This is a genomic window from Pseudomonas sp. MLB6B (genome assembly GCF_054508135.1).
Window position 1 is genome coordinate 3,776,395 of record NZ_CP199313.1, and the last position, 17,306, is coordinate 3,793,700.

Annotated in this window: 12 protein-coding genes; 6 read left to right on the forward strand and 6 right to left on the reverse strand. The window is 64.7% G+C overall.

Features of this window, described 5'->3' with window-relative positions; genetic code table 11:
* Positions 1-53 precede the first annotated feature (53 nt).
* The 3 genes from zipA to ACSMEV_RS16675 form a co-directional block, all read right to left on the reverse strand.
* Positions 54-923, reverse strand: coding sequence for a cell division protein ZipA (gene zipA / locus ACSMEV_RS16665; protein ID WP_459206137.1), 870 nt, complete (start codon positions 921-923; stop codon positions 54-56).
* A gap of 206 nt (positions 924-1,129) precedes the next feature.
* Complete coding sequence (smc, locus tag ACSMEV_RS16670) at positions 1,130-4,618, reverse strand: chromosome segregation protein SMC (protein WP_459206138.1); 3,489 nt, start codon at positions 4,616-4,618, stop codon at positions 1,130-1,132.
* Positions 4,609-5,280 (reverse strand): GntR family transcriptional regulator, encoded by a 672-nt coding sequence (locus tag ACSMEV_RS16675; RefSeq protein WP_459206139.1) that lies wholly within the window; start codon positions 5,278-5,280, stop codon positions 4,609-4,611. The genes smc and ACSMEV_RS16675 overlap by 10 nt, the downstream gene beginning before the upstream one ends.
* Positions 5,281-5,624: 344 nt before the next feature.
* Here ACSMEV_RS16675 and xdhA point away from each other — a divergent pair, with 344 nt between their 5' ends.
* From xdhA to guaD, 4 genes are all read left to right on the forward strand, one after another.
* A complete protein-coding gene (xdhA, locus tag ACSMEV_RS16680) occupies positions 5,625-7,076 on the forward strand; it encodes a xanthine dehydrogenase small subunit (RefSeq protein ID WP_459206140.1) in 1,452 nt (483 codons plus the stop codon).
* The gene (xdhB, locus tag ACSMEV_RS16685) at positions 7,069-9,426 is read left to right on the forward strand and encodes a xanthine dehydrogenase molybdopterin binding subunit (RefSeq protein ID WP_459206141.1); all 2,358 of its coding nucleotides are present in this window, start codon (positions 7,069-7,071) and stop codon (positions 9,424-9,426) included. Before xdhA ends, xdhB begins: the two co-directional genes overlap by 8 nt.
* Positions 9,427-9,567: 141 nt before the next feature.
* Positions 9,568-10,413 (forward strand): xanthine dehydrogenase accessory protein XdhC, encoded by an 846-nt coding sequence (gene xdhC / locus ACSMEV_RS16690; protein ID WP_459206142.1) that lies wholly within the window; start codon positions 9,568-9,570, stop codon positions 10,411-10,413.
* Positions 10,414-10,423: 10 nt separating this feature from the next.
* Positions 10,424-11,731: a guanine deaminase gene (gene guaD / locus ACSMEV_RS16695; RefSeq protein ID WP_459206143.1), complete on the forward strand. Its 1,308-nt coding sequence runs from the start codon at positions 10,424-10,426 to the stop codon at positions 11,729-11,731.
* A 286-nt stretch (positions 11,732-12,017) separates the two neighbouring features.
* Here the strand turns inward: guaD and ACSMEV_RS16700 are convergent, their stop codons facing one another.
* The gene (locus ACSMEV_RS16700) at positions 12,018-12,773 is read right to left on the reverse strand and encodes a GntR family transcriptional regulator (RefSeq protein ID WP_414707866.1); all 756 of its coding nucleotides are present in this window, start codon (positions 12,771-12,773) and stop codon (positions 12,018-12,020) included.
* Positions 12,774-13,123: 350 nt separating this feature from the next.
* On the opposite strand from ACSMEV_RS16700, the gene ACSMEV_RS16705 reads away from it, so the two are divergent.
* Positions 13,124-14,473 (forward strand): NCS2 family permease, encoded by a 1,350-nt coding sequence (locus ACSMEV_RS16705; protein WP_459206144.1) that lies wholly within the window; start codon positions 13,124-13,126, stop codon positions 14,471-14,473.
* A 13-nt stretch (positions 14,474-14,486) separates the two neighbouring features.
* Here the strand turns inward: ACSMEV_RS16705 and ACSMEV_RS16710 are convergent, their stop codons facing one another.
* Positions 14,487-15,290: an MOSC domain-containing protein gene (locus ACSMEV_RS16710; protein WP_459206145.1), complete on the reverse strand. Its 804-nt coding sequence runs from the start codon at positions 15,288-15,290 to the stop codon at positions 14,487-14,489.
* A 63-nt stretch (positions 15,291-15,353) separates the two neighbouring features.
* A complete protein-coding gene (locus ACSMEV_RS16715; RefSeq protein ID WP_296268671.1) occupies positions 15,354-16,289 on the reverse strand; it encodes a chemotaxis protein CheV in 936 nt (311 codons plus the stop codon).
* Positions 16,290-16,613: 324 nt separating this feature from the next.
* Here ACSMEV_RS16715 and ACSMEV_RS16720 point away from each other — a divergent pair, with 324 nt between their 5' ends.
* A complete protein-coding gene (locus tag ACSMEV_RS16720; protein WP_459206146.1) occupies positions 16,614-17,084 on the forward strand; it encodes a histidine kinase in 471 nt (156 codons plus the stop codon).
* Positions 17,085-17,306 lie beyond the last annotated feature (222 nt).

Genomic DNA, 17,306 nt, shown 5'->3' on the forward strand with positions numbered 1-17,306 from the left:
TTCGTTTCGATCGTCGCGAGCGGATCGCGTGCGCGCCCGCTCGTTGGGCTGCATCAGCGTTTCTGCGTCAGGGCGCGGCGCTCGTACTCGACGATGCGCTGGCGGTAGTGCTCGATGGTTTGCGCGGTGAGCACGCTGCGTTGGTCGTCCTTGAGCTCGCCGTCGAGCTCGTGGGCCAGCTTGCGCGCTGCCGCGACCATCACATCGAATGCCTGCTTGGGATGACGCGGGCCCGGCAGACCGAGGAAGAAGCTCACCGCACGGGTGCTGAAGTGGTCGATGTCGTCCAGATCGAAGATGCCAGGCTTGACCGCATTGGCCATGGAGAACAGCACTTCGCCGTGGCCGGCCATGCTTTCGTGGCGATGGAAGATGTCCATGTCGCCGAAGCGCAGTCCGCTTTCCAGGATGTTCTGCAGCAATGCCGGGCCTTTGAAGCCGCCCGGATCGCGGGAGATCACGCTAATAACCAATACTTCCTCGGCCGCAGGAGCCTCCTTGACCGGCTCGCCGGAAGCCGCGAAACCGCTGTTGCGGCCTGGGTCTTCCTGATAGTCGTCGCTGGCGCTGAACACTTCGGGCTCGCGTGCTTCGGCCACCAGGGGCGTGGCGATCGGTGCCGGTTCCGGGCGCTTGGCACGTTTGGCAGGCTTGACCGGCGGCACATCGCGGTCGCGGTCCGAGGCGCTCATCGAAGGCAGGTCTTCTTCGTCCAGCTCGGGCTCTTTGTGCGTGTCCAGCACACGCGGAGGGCCGAGCACCTCGGCGCTGCCGTCGTCGTCCTGGGCGTTGGAATAGCTGCGGTCCAGGCGGAATTTCAGACGGCCCTTGCCGCCGCGCATGCGCCGCCAGCCGTCGAAGAGAATGCCGGCAATGACAATGATGCCGATAAGGATCAGCCACTCGCGCAGACCGATTTCCATGTAATCCCGTGCCTCTGTAAAAAATTATTCTGAAAAACAAAGGGTTCAAAAGCCCTTTAACACGCAGCGCCAAGCCTATGTTCTGCCAAGGCTTTTACCCGCGTGCAAACGAGTGACGTAAAGCTAGCATGCCGTCACGAAACTTTACACCGTCTGTCGCCGTTGTCAGGAAATAAGCCTACACAGCGTGACTCGTCGTTCCTGCGTCATGTGTCGACCATGGCCATGGCCGCTTCGACATCCACCGCCACCAGCCGCGAGCAACCTGGCTCATGCATGGTGACCCCCATCAACTGATCGGCCATTTCCATGGCGATCTTGTTGTGGGTGATGTAGATGAACTGCACCGTTTCGCTCATTTCCTTGACCAGCCTGGCATAGCGACCCACGTTGGCATCGTCCAGCGGCGCATCGACTTCGTCGAGCATGCAGAACGGCGCCGGATTGAGCTTGAAGATGGCAAATACCAAGGCCAATGCCGTCAACGCTTTCTCGCCGCCGGACAACAAATGGATGGTGCTGTTCTTCTTGCCGGGCGGGCGCGCCATGATCGTCACCCCTGTATCGAGTAAATCTTCGCCCGTCAGTTCCAGATAAGCGCTGCCACCGCCGAAAACTTTTGGAAATAGTGCCTGCAAACCGGCATTTATCTGATCAAAGGTATCCTTGAAGCGATTGCGCGTTTCCTTGTCGATCTTGCGGATGACGTTTTCCAGGGTGTCCAACGCCTCGACCAGGTCGGCGTTCTGCGCATCCAGGTAGCGCTTGCGCTCGGATTGCTGCTCGTACTCTTCGATGGCCGCCAGGTTGATCGCGCCAAGGCGCTGGATACGCGCCTCGACCTGCTCCAGCGCTTGTTCGGTGCTCTGCTCAGTGGCCTCGTCTTCGAGGATGGCGAGCACCCCGTGCAGATCGAAGCCATCGGCCAGCAATTGCTCTTGCAAGGTTTTGCGGCGCACGTCCAGGCCCTGGCTTTCCAAGCGCATCTGCTCCAGTTGCCCGCGCAGCAACTGCGCCTGCTGCTCGGCCTGGGTGCGGCGCTTTTCCACGGCGCGCAGCTCGCGGTCGGCGTCTTCCATGTGCAGGCGCGCCTGGCGCATTTCTTCGTCGACGCCCATGCGCTGCTCCAGCAGCGCTTCGAGGTTCATCGACAGCTCTTCAATGGGCGCAGCGCCCTCCTCCAGGTTCAGGCTCAGTTGCTCCTGGCGCTCGATCAGGCGCTCGGCCTGCTGTTCCAGGCGTTCCAGGGCCTGGCGGGTGGAGTCGTGCTGGGCGCGCAGCGAACCGAGGCGTACCGCCAGTTGATGGGCGTGGTCCTTGTGCTGGCGCGCCTCCTGGCGTACGCGCTCGAGGGTTTCGCGCAGGCTGTCGCGGCGGCTGAGCAGCTGCTCGCGCTGGCCGGTGTCGTCGGCCATCAGGTCGAGGGCTTCCTGCAACAGCAAGCGCGACTCGCCCAGTGACTCCATGTCCAGCGCACGCTGCTCGTCGATTTCGGCCAGTTCTTCGATCAGCCGCTGTCGGCGCAGGGCCAGTTGCTCGGCGCGTGCGCGACCCGCCGACAAGCGCGCTTTGAGCTCGCCCAACTGGCGGTTTTCCTCCTGGCTGCGGCGGCGCAACTGCTCGCGCTGCGCTTCGGCGGCGCGTTGCTGCTCGTGCAAGGCCACCAGCTGTTGCTCACTGTGTTCGAGCAGCGCCTGATGCTCGCTCTGCTGTTCGGCCAGCCGCTCGATTTCCTGGCCGCGCGCCAGCACCCCGCCTTGGGCTTCGCTGCCGCGGCTGACGCGCAGGTAATGACGGCCGACCCAATAGCCGTCGCGGCTGATCAGGCTCTGGCCCTCGGCCAGTTGCGCACGCAAGGCCAAGGCCTGCTCGAGCGTTTCCACCGGGGTCACGTTGGCCAGCCACGGCGCAAGGTCGGCGCGGCCTTCGACTTTGCCCAACAGGCTGCTGGCAGCGGCAACGCCGCCCGGATGTGGTAACAACAAGCGCAACTCGCCCTGCTCCAGGGCACCCAGTTCGAGGCCAGCGAAGTCGTCCACCAGCACCGCCTGCAAATCCGCGCCGAGCACGGTTTCCACCGCCAGCTCCCAACCCGGCTCGACGCGCAGGCCATCGGCCAGCCGCGGGCGCTGCTCCAGGCCTTGGCTGCGCAACCAGTCGGCAGCGCCGGCACCTGGCTCCAGCGCCGCCTGCTGCAAGGCTTCGAGCGAAGCCAGGCGTCCGCCCAAGCGCTGCAACTCGGCTTGACGCGTCTGCTGGTCCTGGTTGGCTCGCTGCAACTGGCCGCGCACGACTTCCAGGCTTTCGACGGCCTGCTCTTCCTCGACCTGCAACTCTTCAAGGAGCATCTCGCTGCTGGCCACCTGCTCGGCGACCTCCAGCAGGGCGGCATCCTGCGGATCGGCACCGAGCTGGTCGCGCTCTTCGGCCAGCTTGCGCTGACGTTCGAGCAAGCGCTCCAACCCGGATTCCAACTGTTGCAGGCGCGATTGCTGCACTTCGGCCTGGCGCCGCGGTTCGGCCGAGCGGGTGTTGAAGCTGTCCCATTGCTCCTGCCAACTCTGCATGCCCAACTCGGCTTCTTCGAGCACGGCGGCGGCCTCTTCGGCGGCGGCCAGGGTCGACTCCTGCTCGGGCTCGAGCATTTCCAGCTCTTCACCCAAGGTGGCCAGCAAGGTGCGATCGTGGCCCAGGTGCGATTCGGTTTCCAGGCGGCTGCGCTCGGCTTCTTGCAGGTCGGCCTGCAATTGGCGCAAGCGCTGCTGGCCGTGCTGGATGCTCTGCTCGACCCGGGCGATGTCGCCGGCCACCGAATAGAAGCGCGCCTGCACCTGATTGAAGCGCTCGGACAGTTCATGGTGCCCGTCGCGCAGGCGTTCGATGCTGGCATCGGCGTTGCGCTGTTCGGCCACCAGCGCCTCGAAGGCCACCTCCTGGTCGCCGATGGCGCCCTCGCGCTGCCCTACACGCAGATCCAGGTCGCGCCAGCGCAGCGCGGTCAAGTTCGCTTTGAGCTGACGCTCCTGGGCTTTGTACTCGCGGTACTTCTCTGCGGCCTGGGCCTGGCGATGCAGGCGCTCGAGCTGGCGCTCCAGCTCTTCGCGCAGGTCGGTCAGACGCGCCAGGTTTTCTTGCGTGCGACGAATGCGGTTCTCGGTTTCGCGGCGGCGCTCCTTGTACTTGGAGATGCCGGCGGCTTCCTCGATGAAGTTGCGCAACTCCTCGGGCTTGGCCTCGATCAGCTTGGAGATCATTCCTTGTTCGATGATCGAATAGCTGCGCGGGCCCAGCCCCGTGCCGAGGAAGATGTCGGTGATGTCGCGGCGCCGGCATTTGGTGCCGTTGAGGTAATAGGTGTTCTGCGCGTCGCGGGTGACCTTGCGGCGGATGGAGATTTCCGCATAGGCGGCGTATTCGCCCACCAGGGTGTTGTCGCTGTTGTCGAACACCAGCTCGATGCTGGCCTGGCTCACCGGTTTGCGGCTGGTGGAGCCGTTGAAGATGACGTCGGTCATCGACTCGCCGCGCAGGTTCTTGGCCGAGCTTTCGCCCATGACCCAACGCACCGCGTCGATGATGTTGGACTTGCCGCACCCATTGGGCCCGACCACCGCCGCCATGTTGCTGGGGAAGTTCACGGTAGTGGGGTCGACGAAGGATTTGAAGCCGGCCAGGCGAATACACTTCAGGCGCATCGATCACCCTTCGTCAAGGCGGCCAGCACCAGCTCGCAGCTGCGCTGGCAGTAGGCCTGCAAGACTTCGCGGATGCGCGCCAGGTCGCGGGCGACCACGGCTTCGAGCAGGCGGGCAAACAGCTCCAGGTAGTCGATCATGCTTGCCTTGCGTTGCTCCAGGGCCAGGTAATAGGCGCGGCTCATGGCCGGCTGCAGGTTTTCGACGGTTTCCTGCAGGTAGGGGTTGTCGGCGAAGGGGTAAGCGGCGCGCATCACCGCGAAACTGTCGGCGACGAAGGCTTTGATGTCCTGATGGTCATGGGCGTGCTGCAAACGCTGCTGGATCGACAGAAAAGGCTGCAGGTCGGCCTGGTGCTGCCACTTCTGCGCCACCTGGTTGCCGAGCAGGATGTACAGCTCGCCCATCAATGCGCACAGGCTGCGCACGCTGCGCTCGTCCAGGCGCGTCACCTGTGCGCCACGACGCGGCAGGATGATCACCAGGTGCCGCCGCTCGAGAATGAGCAAGGCTTCGCGCACCGAACCGCGGCTGACGTTCAGGGCCTGGGTGACCTTCTGCTCCTGAATGCGCTCGCCTGGGGCGAGTTCGCCGCGGATGATCCGCTCGGCCAGGTGGTGGGCGATCTGCTCGGAGAGGCTGTCCGGCGCCTTGAACGTCATGGTGGTCCTTGGAAAACGGGAGGGCCTGAGGAAAGTGGTTGCGCAGCGGGCTCGCTGGATGCGATCTGGCCAGGCTCCAAGCCCTCGTGCAGTGCCCCGGCTGGGCAAAGGCGCGATTGTAGCGCACTTGCCCAGGCCTGGCGCAGCGCCATGACGGGCTTTTGTATAGGTTTCAGCTTGGCCCGCAGCCTGCATGGGCACTACGCTTCAAACCAACGCCATTAGGGCAGTCGGACAACCGAGCGGCGATTTTCCTGACTTTAAGGTCAGATAATTATTGACCCCATGGTCAGCCATGCTTAGAGTCCGCCCGACAACAATAAAACTTTCATGAGGCCATCCCCGTGATCCAGTTCCTCGTCAACCAGACGCTGCGCAGCGAGCACAGCCTGGACCCGAACGTGACGGTGCTGCAGTACCTGCGCGAGCACCTGGGCAAACCCGGTACCAAGGAGGGCTGCGCCAGCGGCGATTGCGGCGCCTGTACCGTGGTGGTCGGCGAACTGGTCGACGAGGGCGACGGCCCTGCCCTACGCTATCGCAGCCTCAACAGCTGCCTGACGTTCGTCTCTTCCTTGCACGGCAAGCAGTTGATCAGCGTGGAGGATTTGAAGCACGGCGGGCAACTGCACAGCGTGCAGCAGGCCATGGCCGACTGCCACGGCTCGCAATGCGGCTTCTGCACGCCAGGTTTCGTCATGTCGCTGTTCGCCTTGCAGAAGAACAGCCAGGGCCACGACCTGCACCAGACCCACGAAGCCCTGGCCGGCAACCTATGCCGCTGCACCGGCTACCGCCCCATCCTCGACGCCGCCAAACGGAGCTGCGAACACCCCTGCCGCGATCAGTTCGACGAACAGCAGGCACGCACCATCGCCCAGTTGCAGGCCATTGCCCCGCAACAAACCGGCGAACTCAACAGTGGCGACAAGCGCTGCCTGGTGCCGCTGACCGTGGCCGACCTGGCCGAACTGTACGGCTCGCACCCCGAGGCGCGGCTGCTGGCCGGCGGTACGGACCTGGCCCTGGAAGTCACCCAGCAGCACAAGACCTTGCCGGTGATGATCTACGTCGGTGCGGTGGCCGAACTCAAACGCATCGAGCGCACCGACAGCCACCTGGAGATCGGCGCCGCCACCGCGCTGACCGACTGCTACCACGCCCTCGACGCCGACTACCCCGACTTCGGCGCGCTGCTGCAACGCTTCGCTTCCTTGCAGATCCGCAACCAGGGCACCCTGGGCGGCAACATCGGCAATGCCTCGCCCATCGGCGATTCGCCACCGCTGCTGATCGCTCTGGGCGCCGAGCTGGTGCTGCGCCAAGGCGCCCGCCAGCGCACCCTGGCGCTGGAAGACTATTTCATCGATTACCGCGTCACTGCCCGTGAGGACGGCGAGTTCATCGAGAAGATCCGCGTACCGCGCGCCCAGAGCGACTGGTCGTTCCGTGCCTACAAAGTGTCCAAACGCCTGGACGACGACATCTCGGCCGTGTGCGCCGCGTTCAACTTGCGCATCGAAGACGGCAACGTGCGCGAAGCCCGCGCCGCCTTCGGCGGCATGGCGGCCATCCCCAAACGCGCCCGCGCCTGTGAGGACGCCCTGTGCGGCCAGCCGTGGAACCAGGCCACCGTCGAGCGCGCCTGCCAGGCCTTGGTCCAGGACTTCACGCCGCTGTCGGACTTTCGCGCCAGCCAGCAGTACCGCCTGCTGACCGCGCAGAACCTGCTGCGCAAATACTTCATCGAGCTGCAATCGCCGCACATCGAAACCCGGGTGACCGCCTATGTCTAACCACCACGCCGTCAAGAGCCAGGCCGAAATGGCCGCACTGTTCAGCCAGGGCCTCTGCTCTGGGGTCGGGCGCAGCCTCAAGCACGACAGCGCCGACAAACACGTCAGCGGCGAGGCGGTATACATCGACGACCGCCTGGAATTCCCCAACCAACTGCACGTGTATGCACGCACTTCCGATCGCGCCCATGCGCGCATCCTGCGCATCGACACCGCGCCCTGCTACGCCATCGACGGCGTGCGTATCGTCATCACCCACGAGGACATCCCGGGCCTGAAGGACATCGGCCCGGTGGTGGCCGGCGATCCGCTGCTGGCCATCGACCTGGTCGAATACGTCGGCCAGCCGGTGCTCGCCGTCGCCGCCTGCGACCTGGACACGGCACGCCGTGCGGCCATGGCGGCGGTCATCGAATACCAAGACCTGGAGCCGGTGCTGGACGTGGTCGAAGCGCTGCGCAAGCAGCACTTCGTGCTCGACAGCCACCGCCATCAGCGCGGCGACTCCGCAGCAGCCCTGGCCAGCGCCCCGCATCGTTTGCAAGGCACCCTGCACATCGGCGGCCAGGAGCACTTCTACCTGGAAACCCAGGTGTCGTCGGTGATGCCCAGCGAAGACGGCGGGATGATCGTCTACTGCTCCACGCAGAACCCCACCGAGGTGCAGAAGCTGGTGGCCGAAGTGCTGGACGTGCCGATGAACCGCATCGTGCTCGACATGCGCCGCATGGGCGGCGGTTTCGGCGGCAAGGAGACCCAGGCGGCCAGCCCTGCGTGCCTGTGCGCGGTGATCGCCCACCTCACCGGGCAACCGACCAAGATGCGCCTGCCACGGGTCGAAGACATGACCATGACCGGCAAGCGCCACCCCTTCTATGTCGAGTACGACGTGGGCTTCGACGACAGCGGGCGCCTGCATGGCATCGAGCTGGAGCTGGCGGGCAACTGCGGCTACTCACCGGACCTGTCCGGCTCGATCGTCGACCGCGCCATGTTCCACGCCGACAACGCCTACTACCTGGGCGATGCCACGATCAACGGCCATCGCTGCAAGACCAACACCGCCTCCAACACCGCCTACCGCGGCTTCGGCGGGCCTCAGGGCATGGTCGCCATCGAGCAGGTGATGGACCACATCGCCCGCCACCTGCGCCTCGACCCACTGGCCGTGCGCAAGGCCAACTACTATGGCAAGACCGAACGCAACGTCACCCACTACTACCAGACGGTCGAGCACAACCTGCTGGAAGAGCTGACCGCCGAACTCGAGGCCAGCTGCGACTACGCCGAGCGTCGCGAAGCGATTCGCCGCTTCAACGAGACCAGCCCGGTGCTCAAGAAAGGCCTGGCCTTGACCCCGGTGAAGTTCGGCATCTCCTTCACCGCCAGCTTCCTCAACCAGGCCGGCGCACTGATCCACATCTATACCGACGGCAGCATCCACCTCAACCACGGCGGCACGGAGATGGGCCAGGGCTTGAACACCAAGGTCGCGCAGGTGGTGGCCGAAGTGTTCCAGGTCGATTTCAGCCGTATCCAGATCACCGCCACCAACACCGACAAAGTGCCCAACACCTCGCCCACCGCCGCCTCCAGCGGCGCGGACCTGAACGGCAAGGCGGCGCAGAACGCGGCGCAGATCCTCAAGCAGCGCCTGACCGAATTCGCGGCGCGGCACTTCCAGGTCAGCGAGGAGGACGTGGCGTTCAACAACGGCCATGTGCGGGCACGCGACCAACTGCTCAGCCTCGAGCAATTGGTGCAGTTGGCGTACCTGGCGCAGGTGTCGTTGTCGAGCACCGGTTTCTACCGTACGCCGAAGCTCTTCTACGACCGCAGCCAGGCGCGCGGCCGGCCGTTCTACTACTACGCCTTCGGCGCGGCCTGCGTGGAAGTGGTGATCGACACCCTCACTGGCGAGTACAAGATGCTGCGTACCGATATCCTCCACGACGTCGGCGCGTCGCTGAACCCGGCCATCGACATCGGCCAGGTGGAAGGCGGCTTCGTGCAGGGCATGGGCTGGCTGACCACCGAAGAGCTGGTGTGGAACGCCAAGGGCAAGCTGGTCACCAACGGGCCGGCCAGTTACAAGATCCCGGCGGTGGCCGACATGCCGCTGGACCTGCGGGTCAAACTGGTGGAGAACCGCAAGAACCCGGAAGACACGGTGTTCCATTCCAAGGCCGTGGGCGAACCGCCATTCATGCTGGGCATCGCCGCATGGTGCGCGATCAAGGATGCGGTGGCGAGCCTGGCCGACTACCGCGTGCAGCCCGAGATCGATGCCCCGGCCACGCCCGAGCGGGTGCTGTGGGGCTGCGAGCAGATGCGCAAGGCACAGTTGTGAGCAGCGCCGTGGCGACCTGCGAACACCCAGGACTTTGACGAGCCTGTTGGAGCCTCGCTCGAGGCCTGACAGGCAGACGCCGAACGCTGGCCCCCTCCCCGCCCTGCCATACAACGCAACACGTCCAAGAGGTCACGCACCATGTACGAATGGATCGACGCTCTAGCCGACCACCAGCGCCGCGGCGAACCCTGCGTGCTGGTGACCATCATCGAAGAGCGCGGCTCCACCCCGCGCAATGCCGGCTCGAAGATGGTGGTCAGCGCCGGTGCGCTGCACGACACCATCGGCGGTGGGCATCTGGAGTTCAAGGCCCTGCACATCGCTCGGCAGATGCTCGCCGAACGGCGCAGCACCCCGCACCTGGAGCGTTTCAGCCTGGGCGCGAGCCTGGGCCAATGCTGCGGCGGCGCCACGGTGCTGCTGTTCGAGCCGATGCTGGCGGTGCAGGCGCAGATCGCCGTGTTCGGCGCAGGCCATGTCGGCCGGGCTCTGGTACCCTTGCTCGCCGCGCTGCCGTGCCGAGTGCGCTGGATCGACTCGCGCGAGGAGGAATTTCCCGCATCGATCCCCGAAGGCGTGCAGCGCATCGTCAGCGAAGAACCGGTCGACGAAGTGGCGGCCTTGCCGCCAGGTTGCTATTGCATCGTCATGACCCACAACCACGCGCTGGACCTGGAGCTCGCCGCCGCCCTGCTCGCCCGCAATGACTTCACCTGGTTCGGGCTGATCGGCTCGAAGACCAAGCGGGTCAAGTTCGAGCACCGCCTGCGCCAACGCGGCTTCGCCGACCCGCACCTGGCACGCATGCGCTGCCCGATGGGCATCGCCGAGGTCAAGGGCAAGCTGCCGATCGAGATCGCCGTGTCCATCGCCGCGGAAATCATTGCCACCTACAACGCCCGCTTCGGCCAGCACGACGCTGCCGCGAACGCCGGCCCCATTACCCAGTTGCTGCCGCCCACGCGGCGCAGCCATGCCCTTTGAAGAGCCTGCCATGACCGCTACCCGCAAAGCCTACCGCGCCGCCCTGCTGCACAGCCTCGCCGACCCGGCCGAGGTCGGCATCGAGGCTTCCTACGAATACGTCGAAGACGGTTTGCTGGTGATTGACCAGGGCCACATCCAGGCCATGGGCGCGGCCAGCGACCTGCTGCCGACCCTGGACGCCGACATCGAGGTGGTGCATTACCCGGATGCGTTGATCACGCCGGGTTTCATCGACACCCATATACATTTTCCACAGACCGGCATGATCGGTTCCTACGGCGAACAACTGCTGGATTGGCTGAACACCTACACCTTCCCTTGCGAGCGCCAGTTCGCCGATAAGGGCCACGCCGACCAAGTGGCGGACATCTTCCTGGCCGAGCTGCTGCGCAACGGCACCACGACTGCGCTGGTGTTCGGCAGTGTGCACCCTGAGTCGGTCAACGCCCTGTTCGAGCGGGCCGAGCGCCTGGACCTGCGGCTGATCGCCGGCAAAGTGATGATGGACCGCAATGCGCCGGACTACCTTACCGACACGGCCGAGTCCGGCTACCGCGACAGCCAGGCGCTGATCCAGCGCTGGCATGGCAAAGGGCGCCTGCAATACGCCGTTACCCCGCGCTTCGCGCCGACCAGCACACCTGAGCAACTGGCCGCCGCCGGGCGCCTGCTCAAGGAGAACCCTGGCGTGTACCTGCACACGCACCTGTCGGAAAACCTCAAGGAGATCGACTGGGTCAAGGAGCTGTTCCCCGAGCGCAGCGGCTACCTGGACGTATACGACCACTTTGAACTGCTCGGCGAGCGCTCGGTGTTCGCCCACGGTGTGCACCTGTGCGACGCGGAGTGCGAGCGGCTGGCCGAGACCGGCTCGGCCGTGGCGTTCTGCCCGACCTCGAACCTGTTCCTCGGCAGCGGGCTGTTCAACCTGCCGCAAGCCGAACGCTTCAAGGTCAATGTGGGGCTGGGTACGGACGTCGGCGCGGGCACCAGCTTCTCGCTGCTCAACACCTTGAACGAGGCGTACAAGGTCATGCAACTCCAGGGTGCGCGGCTGCACCCGTTCAAATCGCTGTACCTGGCGACCCTGGGCGGCGCCCGGGCGCTGCGCCTGGACGACCGCATCGGCAGCCTGCGCCCCGGCAACGAGGCCGACTTCGTGGTGCTCGACTATAAAGCCACGCCACTGCTCGACTACCGCTTGCAGCAGTCCAGAAGCATCGAGGAAACCTTGTTCGTGCTGACCACGCTGGGTGACGACCGCACCGTGCGTGAGACCTATGCCGCCGGCCGCTGCGTGCACAAGCGGGCGTAGGGCCGCGCCACGGCCTGCTGTTGGAGCGGCTTCAGCCGCGATGGGCCGCAACGCGGCCCTAGTTCAGTCACCGCATCAGCCCTGGGTGGTTCGGATACGCGCCATTGGGCCGGCACTGCCGGCCATCGCGGCTGATCGGAGCGCCGAACCGGCCGCTCCAACACGAACTGGCCCATGAGTTTGATAGGTGTCCAACGTGCGGGGGCAATGCAGCCTCGATTCGACCGCTGCTACTTGTGCGAGAGCGCATTCCCAGGAATACGCGCTTTGAACTGCGCCGACAGGCTCAGCCCTTGCCGCCCGCCTTCTTTTTCTGCAGCAGATGCGAAAACACCGCATGCAGATCGTCCGAAGCGCTGTCTTCGTCGAGATTGAGCTTGGTGTCGATATGGTCCATGTGATGCATCATCAGCGCGACCGCCTGCTGCGCATCGCCCGCCTCGATGGCGTCGATCAGTTGCAAGTGTTCGTCATACGAGCAGTGCGAGCGGTTGCCGCTTTCGTACTGGGCGATGATCAAGGAGGTCTGCGACACCAGGCTGCGCTGGAAACTCACCAGCGGCGCGTTGCCGGCCACTTCGGCCAGCTTTAGGTGGAATTCGCCGGACAGACGAATGCCCGCACCACGGTCGCCGCGCGAAAAACTGTCGCGCTCTTCACGCACCATCTGGCGCAACTCGTTGAGCTGCTCGGCCGTGGCGTGCTGCACCGCAAGCTCGGTGATCGCGCGTTCGACCATGCGCCGCGAGAAGAACACCTGGCGTGCTTCCTCGACCGTAGGGCTGGCCACGACGGCTCCGCGATTGGGCCGCAACAGCACCACGCTTTCATGGGCCAGGCGCGACAGGGCGCGACGGATGATGGTGCGGCTGACCCCGAAGATCTCCCCCAAGGCTTCTTCGCTGAGCTTGGTGCCGGGTGCCAGGCGCTGTTCGAGAATGGCCTCGAAGATATGGGCGTAGACGATGTCGTCCTGGGTGCCGCTGCGCCCGGCCTTGGTGGCGCGCACAGGTTTCTTCAGAGGTTGCAGCTGTTCGTTCATGGGCGCTCGTGCACGTGGGGCGGGCCAAGGGGCCTCGACGGCGGGAGGCGTCGAAGGGGCTGGCGCGACCGAATGAAAATGATGGGCCAAGGTACTGGCGCATTGTACACAGCCTGAGGCGCTTCTGCAGGTTGGCCAAGCGCCATATAGCGCCTGTACTGCAAATTGTGCACTCGAAATCGAAAACATTATTTGCATTATTTGTACACAAACGCATAATCCAGCAGGCAACTTCCTGACTCAACAGTCAACAAACGAGTCGGACGGCTGCCATCCCTCACGGGGCCGCCACGTGCCGAGCGCAGGATTCAAGGCTCCGAACAACAAGAACGATTCGAGGAGTACTCGCTGTGGAAAGCCGCAAATCCGATGCGCCCGTCGTAGACCTTGCCCCATCCGCGAAAGGCGGCCTGCTCGAACGCCTGTTCCGCCTGAGCAGCCACGGCACCACGGTCAGAACCGAGCTGATCGCCGGCATGACCACCTTCATCACCATGGCGTACATCATCTTCGTCAACCCCAACATCATGGCCGACGCCGGCATCGACCATGGCGCCGCCTTCGTCGCGACCTGCATCGCCGCCGCGCTCGGCTGCCTGCTGATGGGCCTGTACGCCAACTGGCCGGTGGGCCTGGCGCCGGGCATGGGCCTGAACGCCTTCTTCACCTATACCGTGGTCGGGACCATGGGCTACAGCTGGGAAACGGCCTTGGGCGCGGTGTTCGTCTCGGGCGTGCTGTTCATGGTCCTGACCTTGTCGCGGGTGCGCGAATGGTTGCTCAACAGCATTCCGTTGAGCCTGCGCCATGCCATGGGTGCGGGCGTCGGTCTATTCCTCGGAGTGATCGGCCTGAAAACCGCCGGCATCGTGGTCGCCAGCCCGGCCACTTTGATCAAGCTCGGCTCGCTGCATGAGCCAGCTCCTTTACTAGCCGCACTGTGTTTCCTGATGATCGCGGTGCTGAGCTACCACCGCGTGTTCGGCGCGATCCTCATCAGCATCGTCAGCGTCACCCTGATCGGCTGGGGCCTGGGCCTGGTGCAATACGGCGGCGTGTTCTCGCTGCCGCCGAGCCTGGCGCCGACCTGGCTGGCCATGGACGTGGCCGGCGTGTTCAACGTCAGCATGATCAGCGTGGTGCTGGCGTTTCTGTTCGTGCACATGTTCGACACGGCCGGCACGCTGATGGGCGTGGCGCAGCGGGCCAACCTGGTTCGCGCCGACGGCCGCATCGAAAACCTGTCGCGCGCGCTGAAGGCCGACAGTGCCTCCAGCGTGTTCGGCGCCGCCGTGGGCGTGCCGCCGGTGACCAGCTACGTGGAAAGCGCCGCAGGCGTGGCCGCTGGGGGTCGCACCGGTTTGACCGCCGTGGTGGTGGGCCTGCTGTTCGTGGCGGCGATGTTCTTCGCGCCTTTGGCCGGCATGATTCCGGCCTATGCCACCGCCGGCGCGCTGATCTACGTGGCGATGCTGATGATGGGCAGCATGGCGCACATCGAGTGGGACGACGCGACCGACTCAATCCCGGCCATCGTCACCCTGATCATGATGCCGCTCACCTTTTCGGTGGCCGACGGCATCGCACTGGGCTTCATCAGCTACGTGGTGCTCAAGGCCTGTACCGGCAAGCACCGGCAGATTTCGCTCAGTTTGTGGGTGTTGTGCGTGATCTTCCTGGCCAAATTCGCGTTTCTCTAGACGCTGCGTCGCATCAGCCGAGCACTTCGACCGGCATGCCCCGCGCCACCACACCCTCGCCATCGGCGGCCAGATTCTGTCCGAACAGCACATTGCCCTCGTGACTGCGGAAGGTCTTCAGCGTCGTCAGCGGTTCTTTGTCGGGGCTGCGCGCGCCGCTGGCCGGGTCGAGGGTGACGAGGATGCAGCGCACGCTGGGCTTGAGCACGCGCAGGGTGGTGTCGCCGATGCGGATGCGTGTCCAGGTGTCTTCGGCGAAGGCCTCGGCGCCCTCCACCACCAGGTTCGGTCGAAAGCGCAGCATTGCCATCGGCCGGCTGATGCGTCGGTTCAGCTCGTCCAGGGAGGCCTGCCCGATCAGCAGCAGCGGAAAACCATCGGGAAAGGCGGCGCGATCGTCGACCGAGCCGTAGCCGCTGGGCAGGAAGCGCGCGCGCTGCGCCGGGCAATGGACCAGGCGCAGCGCTTTGCCCAGCAGGGCACTGAGCCAGGCGGCGGCGGCCTCGCCCGCGTCGGGCACCTGCAACAGGTCGCGCCAGATGGTCACACCGCGCAGGGGCGCTTCGTCGCCCGGTACCGCCACGTGCAATGCGCCCATGCCCGGCGCCTGCAAGATCAAGCTGCCGTCATGCTGGTGCAAGGCGCCGATCTGGGTCATCTGCGGCCAGGCGCGCTGGGTGAGGAACTGGCCGTTGTCTTCGCGCACCACCATCCAACGGCGGTCGCCGGTCAAACCCAAGGCACCCACCGAAGACGCCTCGAGCGTCTCGGCCTGGCCGGACTTCAACGGATACCGATAGATCGCACTCAGAAACATGAAAGGCGCCCCGCCTGGCTGAAGAACCGCAAGCCTATACCCAGGCCGCGCGCCGCGCAGCCATCAGGCCTCGGTGCTGTCCAGTGCCAGGCGCTGGCGCACCACTTCGACCAGGCGATCGGGTTGGAACTTGGAGAGGAAGTTGTCGCAACCGACCTTCTTCACCATCGACTCGTTGAAGCTGCCCGACAGCGAGGTGTGCAGCACCACGTACAGGCCGCGCAAGCGTGGATCGTTGCGAATCTCGGTGGTCAGGCGGTAGCCGTCCATCTCGGGCATCTCGGCGTCGGTGAAGACCATCAGCAACTTCTCGCAGACGTTTTCCCCGGCGTCGGCCCAGGCCTTGAGCATGCGCAGCGCCTTCAGGCCATCGCTGGCCACGTGCAGCTTGGCGCCCAGTTGCGACAGGGTGTCACGCAGTTGCGCCAGCGCCACGCTGGAGTCGTCCACCAGAAGGATCTCGCGACCGCGGGCAGCGGCCAGCAACGGGTCTTCGAGCTTGTCGCGCGAGACCTTGGCGTTGTACGGCACGATCTCGGCCAGCACCTTCTCCACGTCGATGATCTCCACCAACTGTTCGTCGACCTTGGTGATCGCCGTCAGGTAGTGCTGGCGACCGGCGCTAGTGGGCGGCGGCAGGATCGATTCCCAGTTCATGTTGACGATGCGCTCGACCCCACCGACCAGAAACGCCTGCACCGAGCGGTTGTACTCGGTGACGATGATGGTGCTGTCCGGCCCCGGTTGCAGGGGGCGCATACCGATCGCTTGGGACAGGTCGATCACCGGCAGGGTCTGGCCGCGCAGGTTGACCACACCGCAAACGAACGCATGGCGCTGCGGCATCAGGGTCAGCTTGGGCAATTGCAGCACTTCCTGGACCTTGAACACGTTGATCGCGAACAACTGCCGCCCGACCAGGCGGAACATGAGAATTTCCAGGCGGTTCTCACCGACCAGCTGCGTTCGTTGATCTACCGTGTCGAGAATGCCAGCCATTGAACTGCCCCTGATGTGAAAAGTGTCATCGGCCCTGTATCGGCGCGAATCGGCACAACTTGATAAGGAATGGCCTACGCCTTTCAGATAATTGATGTCACTTTAACACCATGGTTAACTGCCGCCATCCTTCTCCAGCCTAAGGCCCGCGCCCGTTGCAGCATGTCGCATCGGGGAAACCCCTAGCCGCCCTCAGGCCAAACCTGATATTCGCGCTATCGACTAGCCATTAATGTGACGCCCTCCGCACTGCATGGAAGGAGTCAGGCCTTTGTCGCCGACAGTATTCAGGAGGCCAGCTGCGTCAGCAGTGGGCCACAGCGCTTGACCATCGACACTGGCGGCGGGACTGCCAGCAGCCTGCAACTTTTTGTGCATGACGCCGAGCAATTGCTGGTCATGGCCGACGACTGCCTGGCGCATCTGCGACTGATCGCCAACGATGCCGACGCCTGCCGCTGCCTGCTCCATGCCCTGGGTACGCTAGGCAAGCGCGCAGCCGCAGCCGGTGCCGAAGAGGTAGGCGCCTACGCCGAGCGTCTACACCAGCTGCTGTCGGCCGCCTGTCGTCAACACCAGTTGGCCGTGCCCGTGGTGCGCTGCGCCCAGGCCTGCCTGACCTTGCTCGCCTGGCAGCTGGAACTGCTCGACCCGATCACCCGGCGCGTCGACCTGGACGAACGCGAACAGCACGGCTTGCTCGATGAGCTGGCCAACGCGCTGCAGGCCACCGAGCCACCGTCACGTGCGACGCTCCAGACGCTCGTAGCACCTGACACGCTCAAGGATCGATGACACCTGCGGGGCGCGGGATCGGGCCGACGCGCCAGAAACACCACGGGCCGGGTAAGTTGCATCACTACGCATAAAAACGATCCAACCTCCGCAACTTCAGAAGTTGTCCAACAGTGAACGCAGATAAACCACAAGTTGCCAAACAGTGCGATCGACCGGGCGAGGATAATGGCACTTTGCCCGGAATTTATCGCGCCAAGCCCTTGAAAACACTGGGACGCA

Coding starts and splice junctions, on each gene's coding strand:
- zipA (WP_459206137.1), bottom strand. CDS start 923: ATGGAAATCGGTCTGCGCGAGTGGCTGATCCTTATCGGCATCATTGTC.
- smc (WP_459206138.1), bottom strand. CDS start 4,618: ATGCGCCTGAAGTGTATTCGCCTGGCCGGCTTCAAATCCTTCGTCGAC.
- ACSMEV_RS16675 (WP_459206139.1), bottom strand. CDS start 5,280: ATGACGTTCAAGGCGCCGGACAGCCTCTCCGAGCAGATCGCCCACCAC.
- xdhB (WP_459206141.1), top strand. CDS start 7,069: ATGTCTAACCACCACGCCGTCAAGAGCCAGGCCGAAATGGCCGCACTG.
- xdhC (WP_459206142.1), top strand. CDS start 9,568: ATGTACGAATGGATCGACGCTCTAGCCGACCACCAGCGCCGCGGCGAA.
- guaD (WP_459206143.1), top strand. CDS start 10,424: ATGACCGCTACCCGCAAAGCCTACCGCGCCGCCCTGCTGCACAGCCTC.
- ACSMEV_RS16700 (WP_414707866.1), bottom strand. CDS start 12,773: ATGAACGAACAGCTGCAACCTCTGAAGAAACCTGTGCGCGCCACCAAG.
- ACSMEV_RS16710 (WP_459206145.1), bottom strand. CDS start 15,290: ATGTTTCTGAGTGCGATCTATCGGTATCCGTTGAAGTCCGGCCAGGCC.
- ACSMEV_RS16715 (WP_296268671.1), bottom strand. CDS start 16,289: ATGGCTGGCATTCTCGACACGGTAGATCAACGAACGCAGCTGGTCGGT.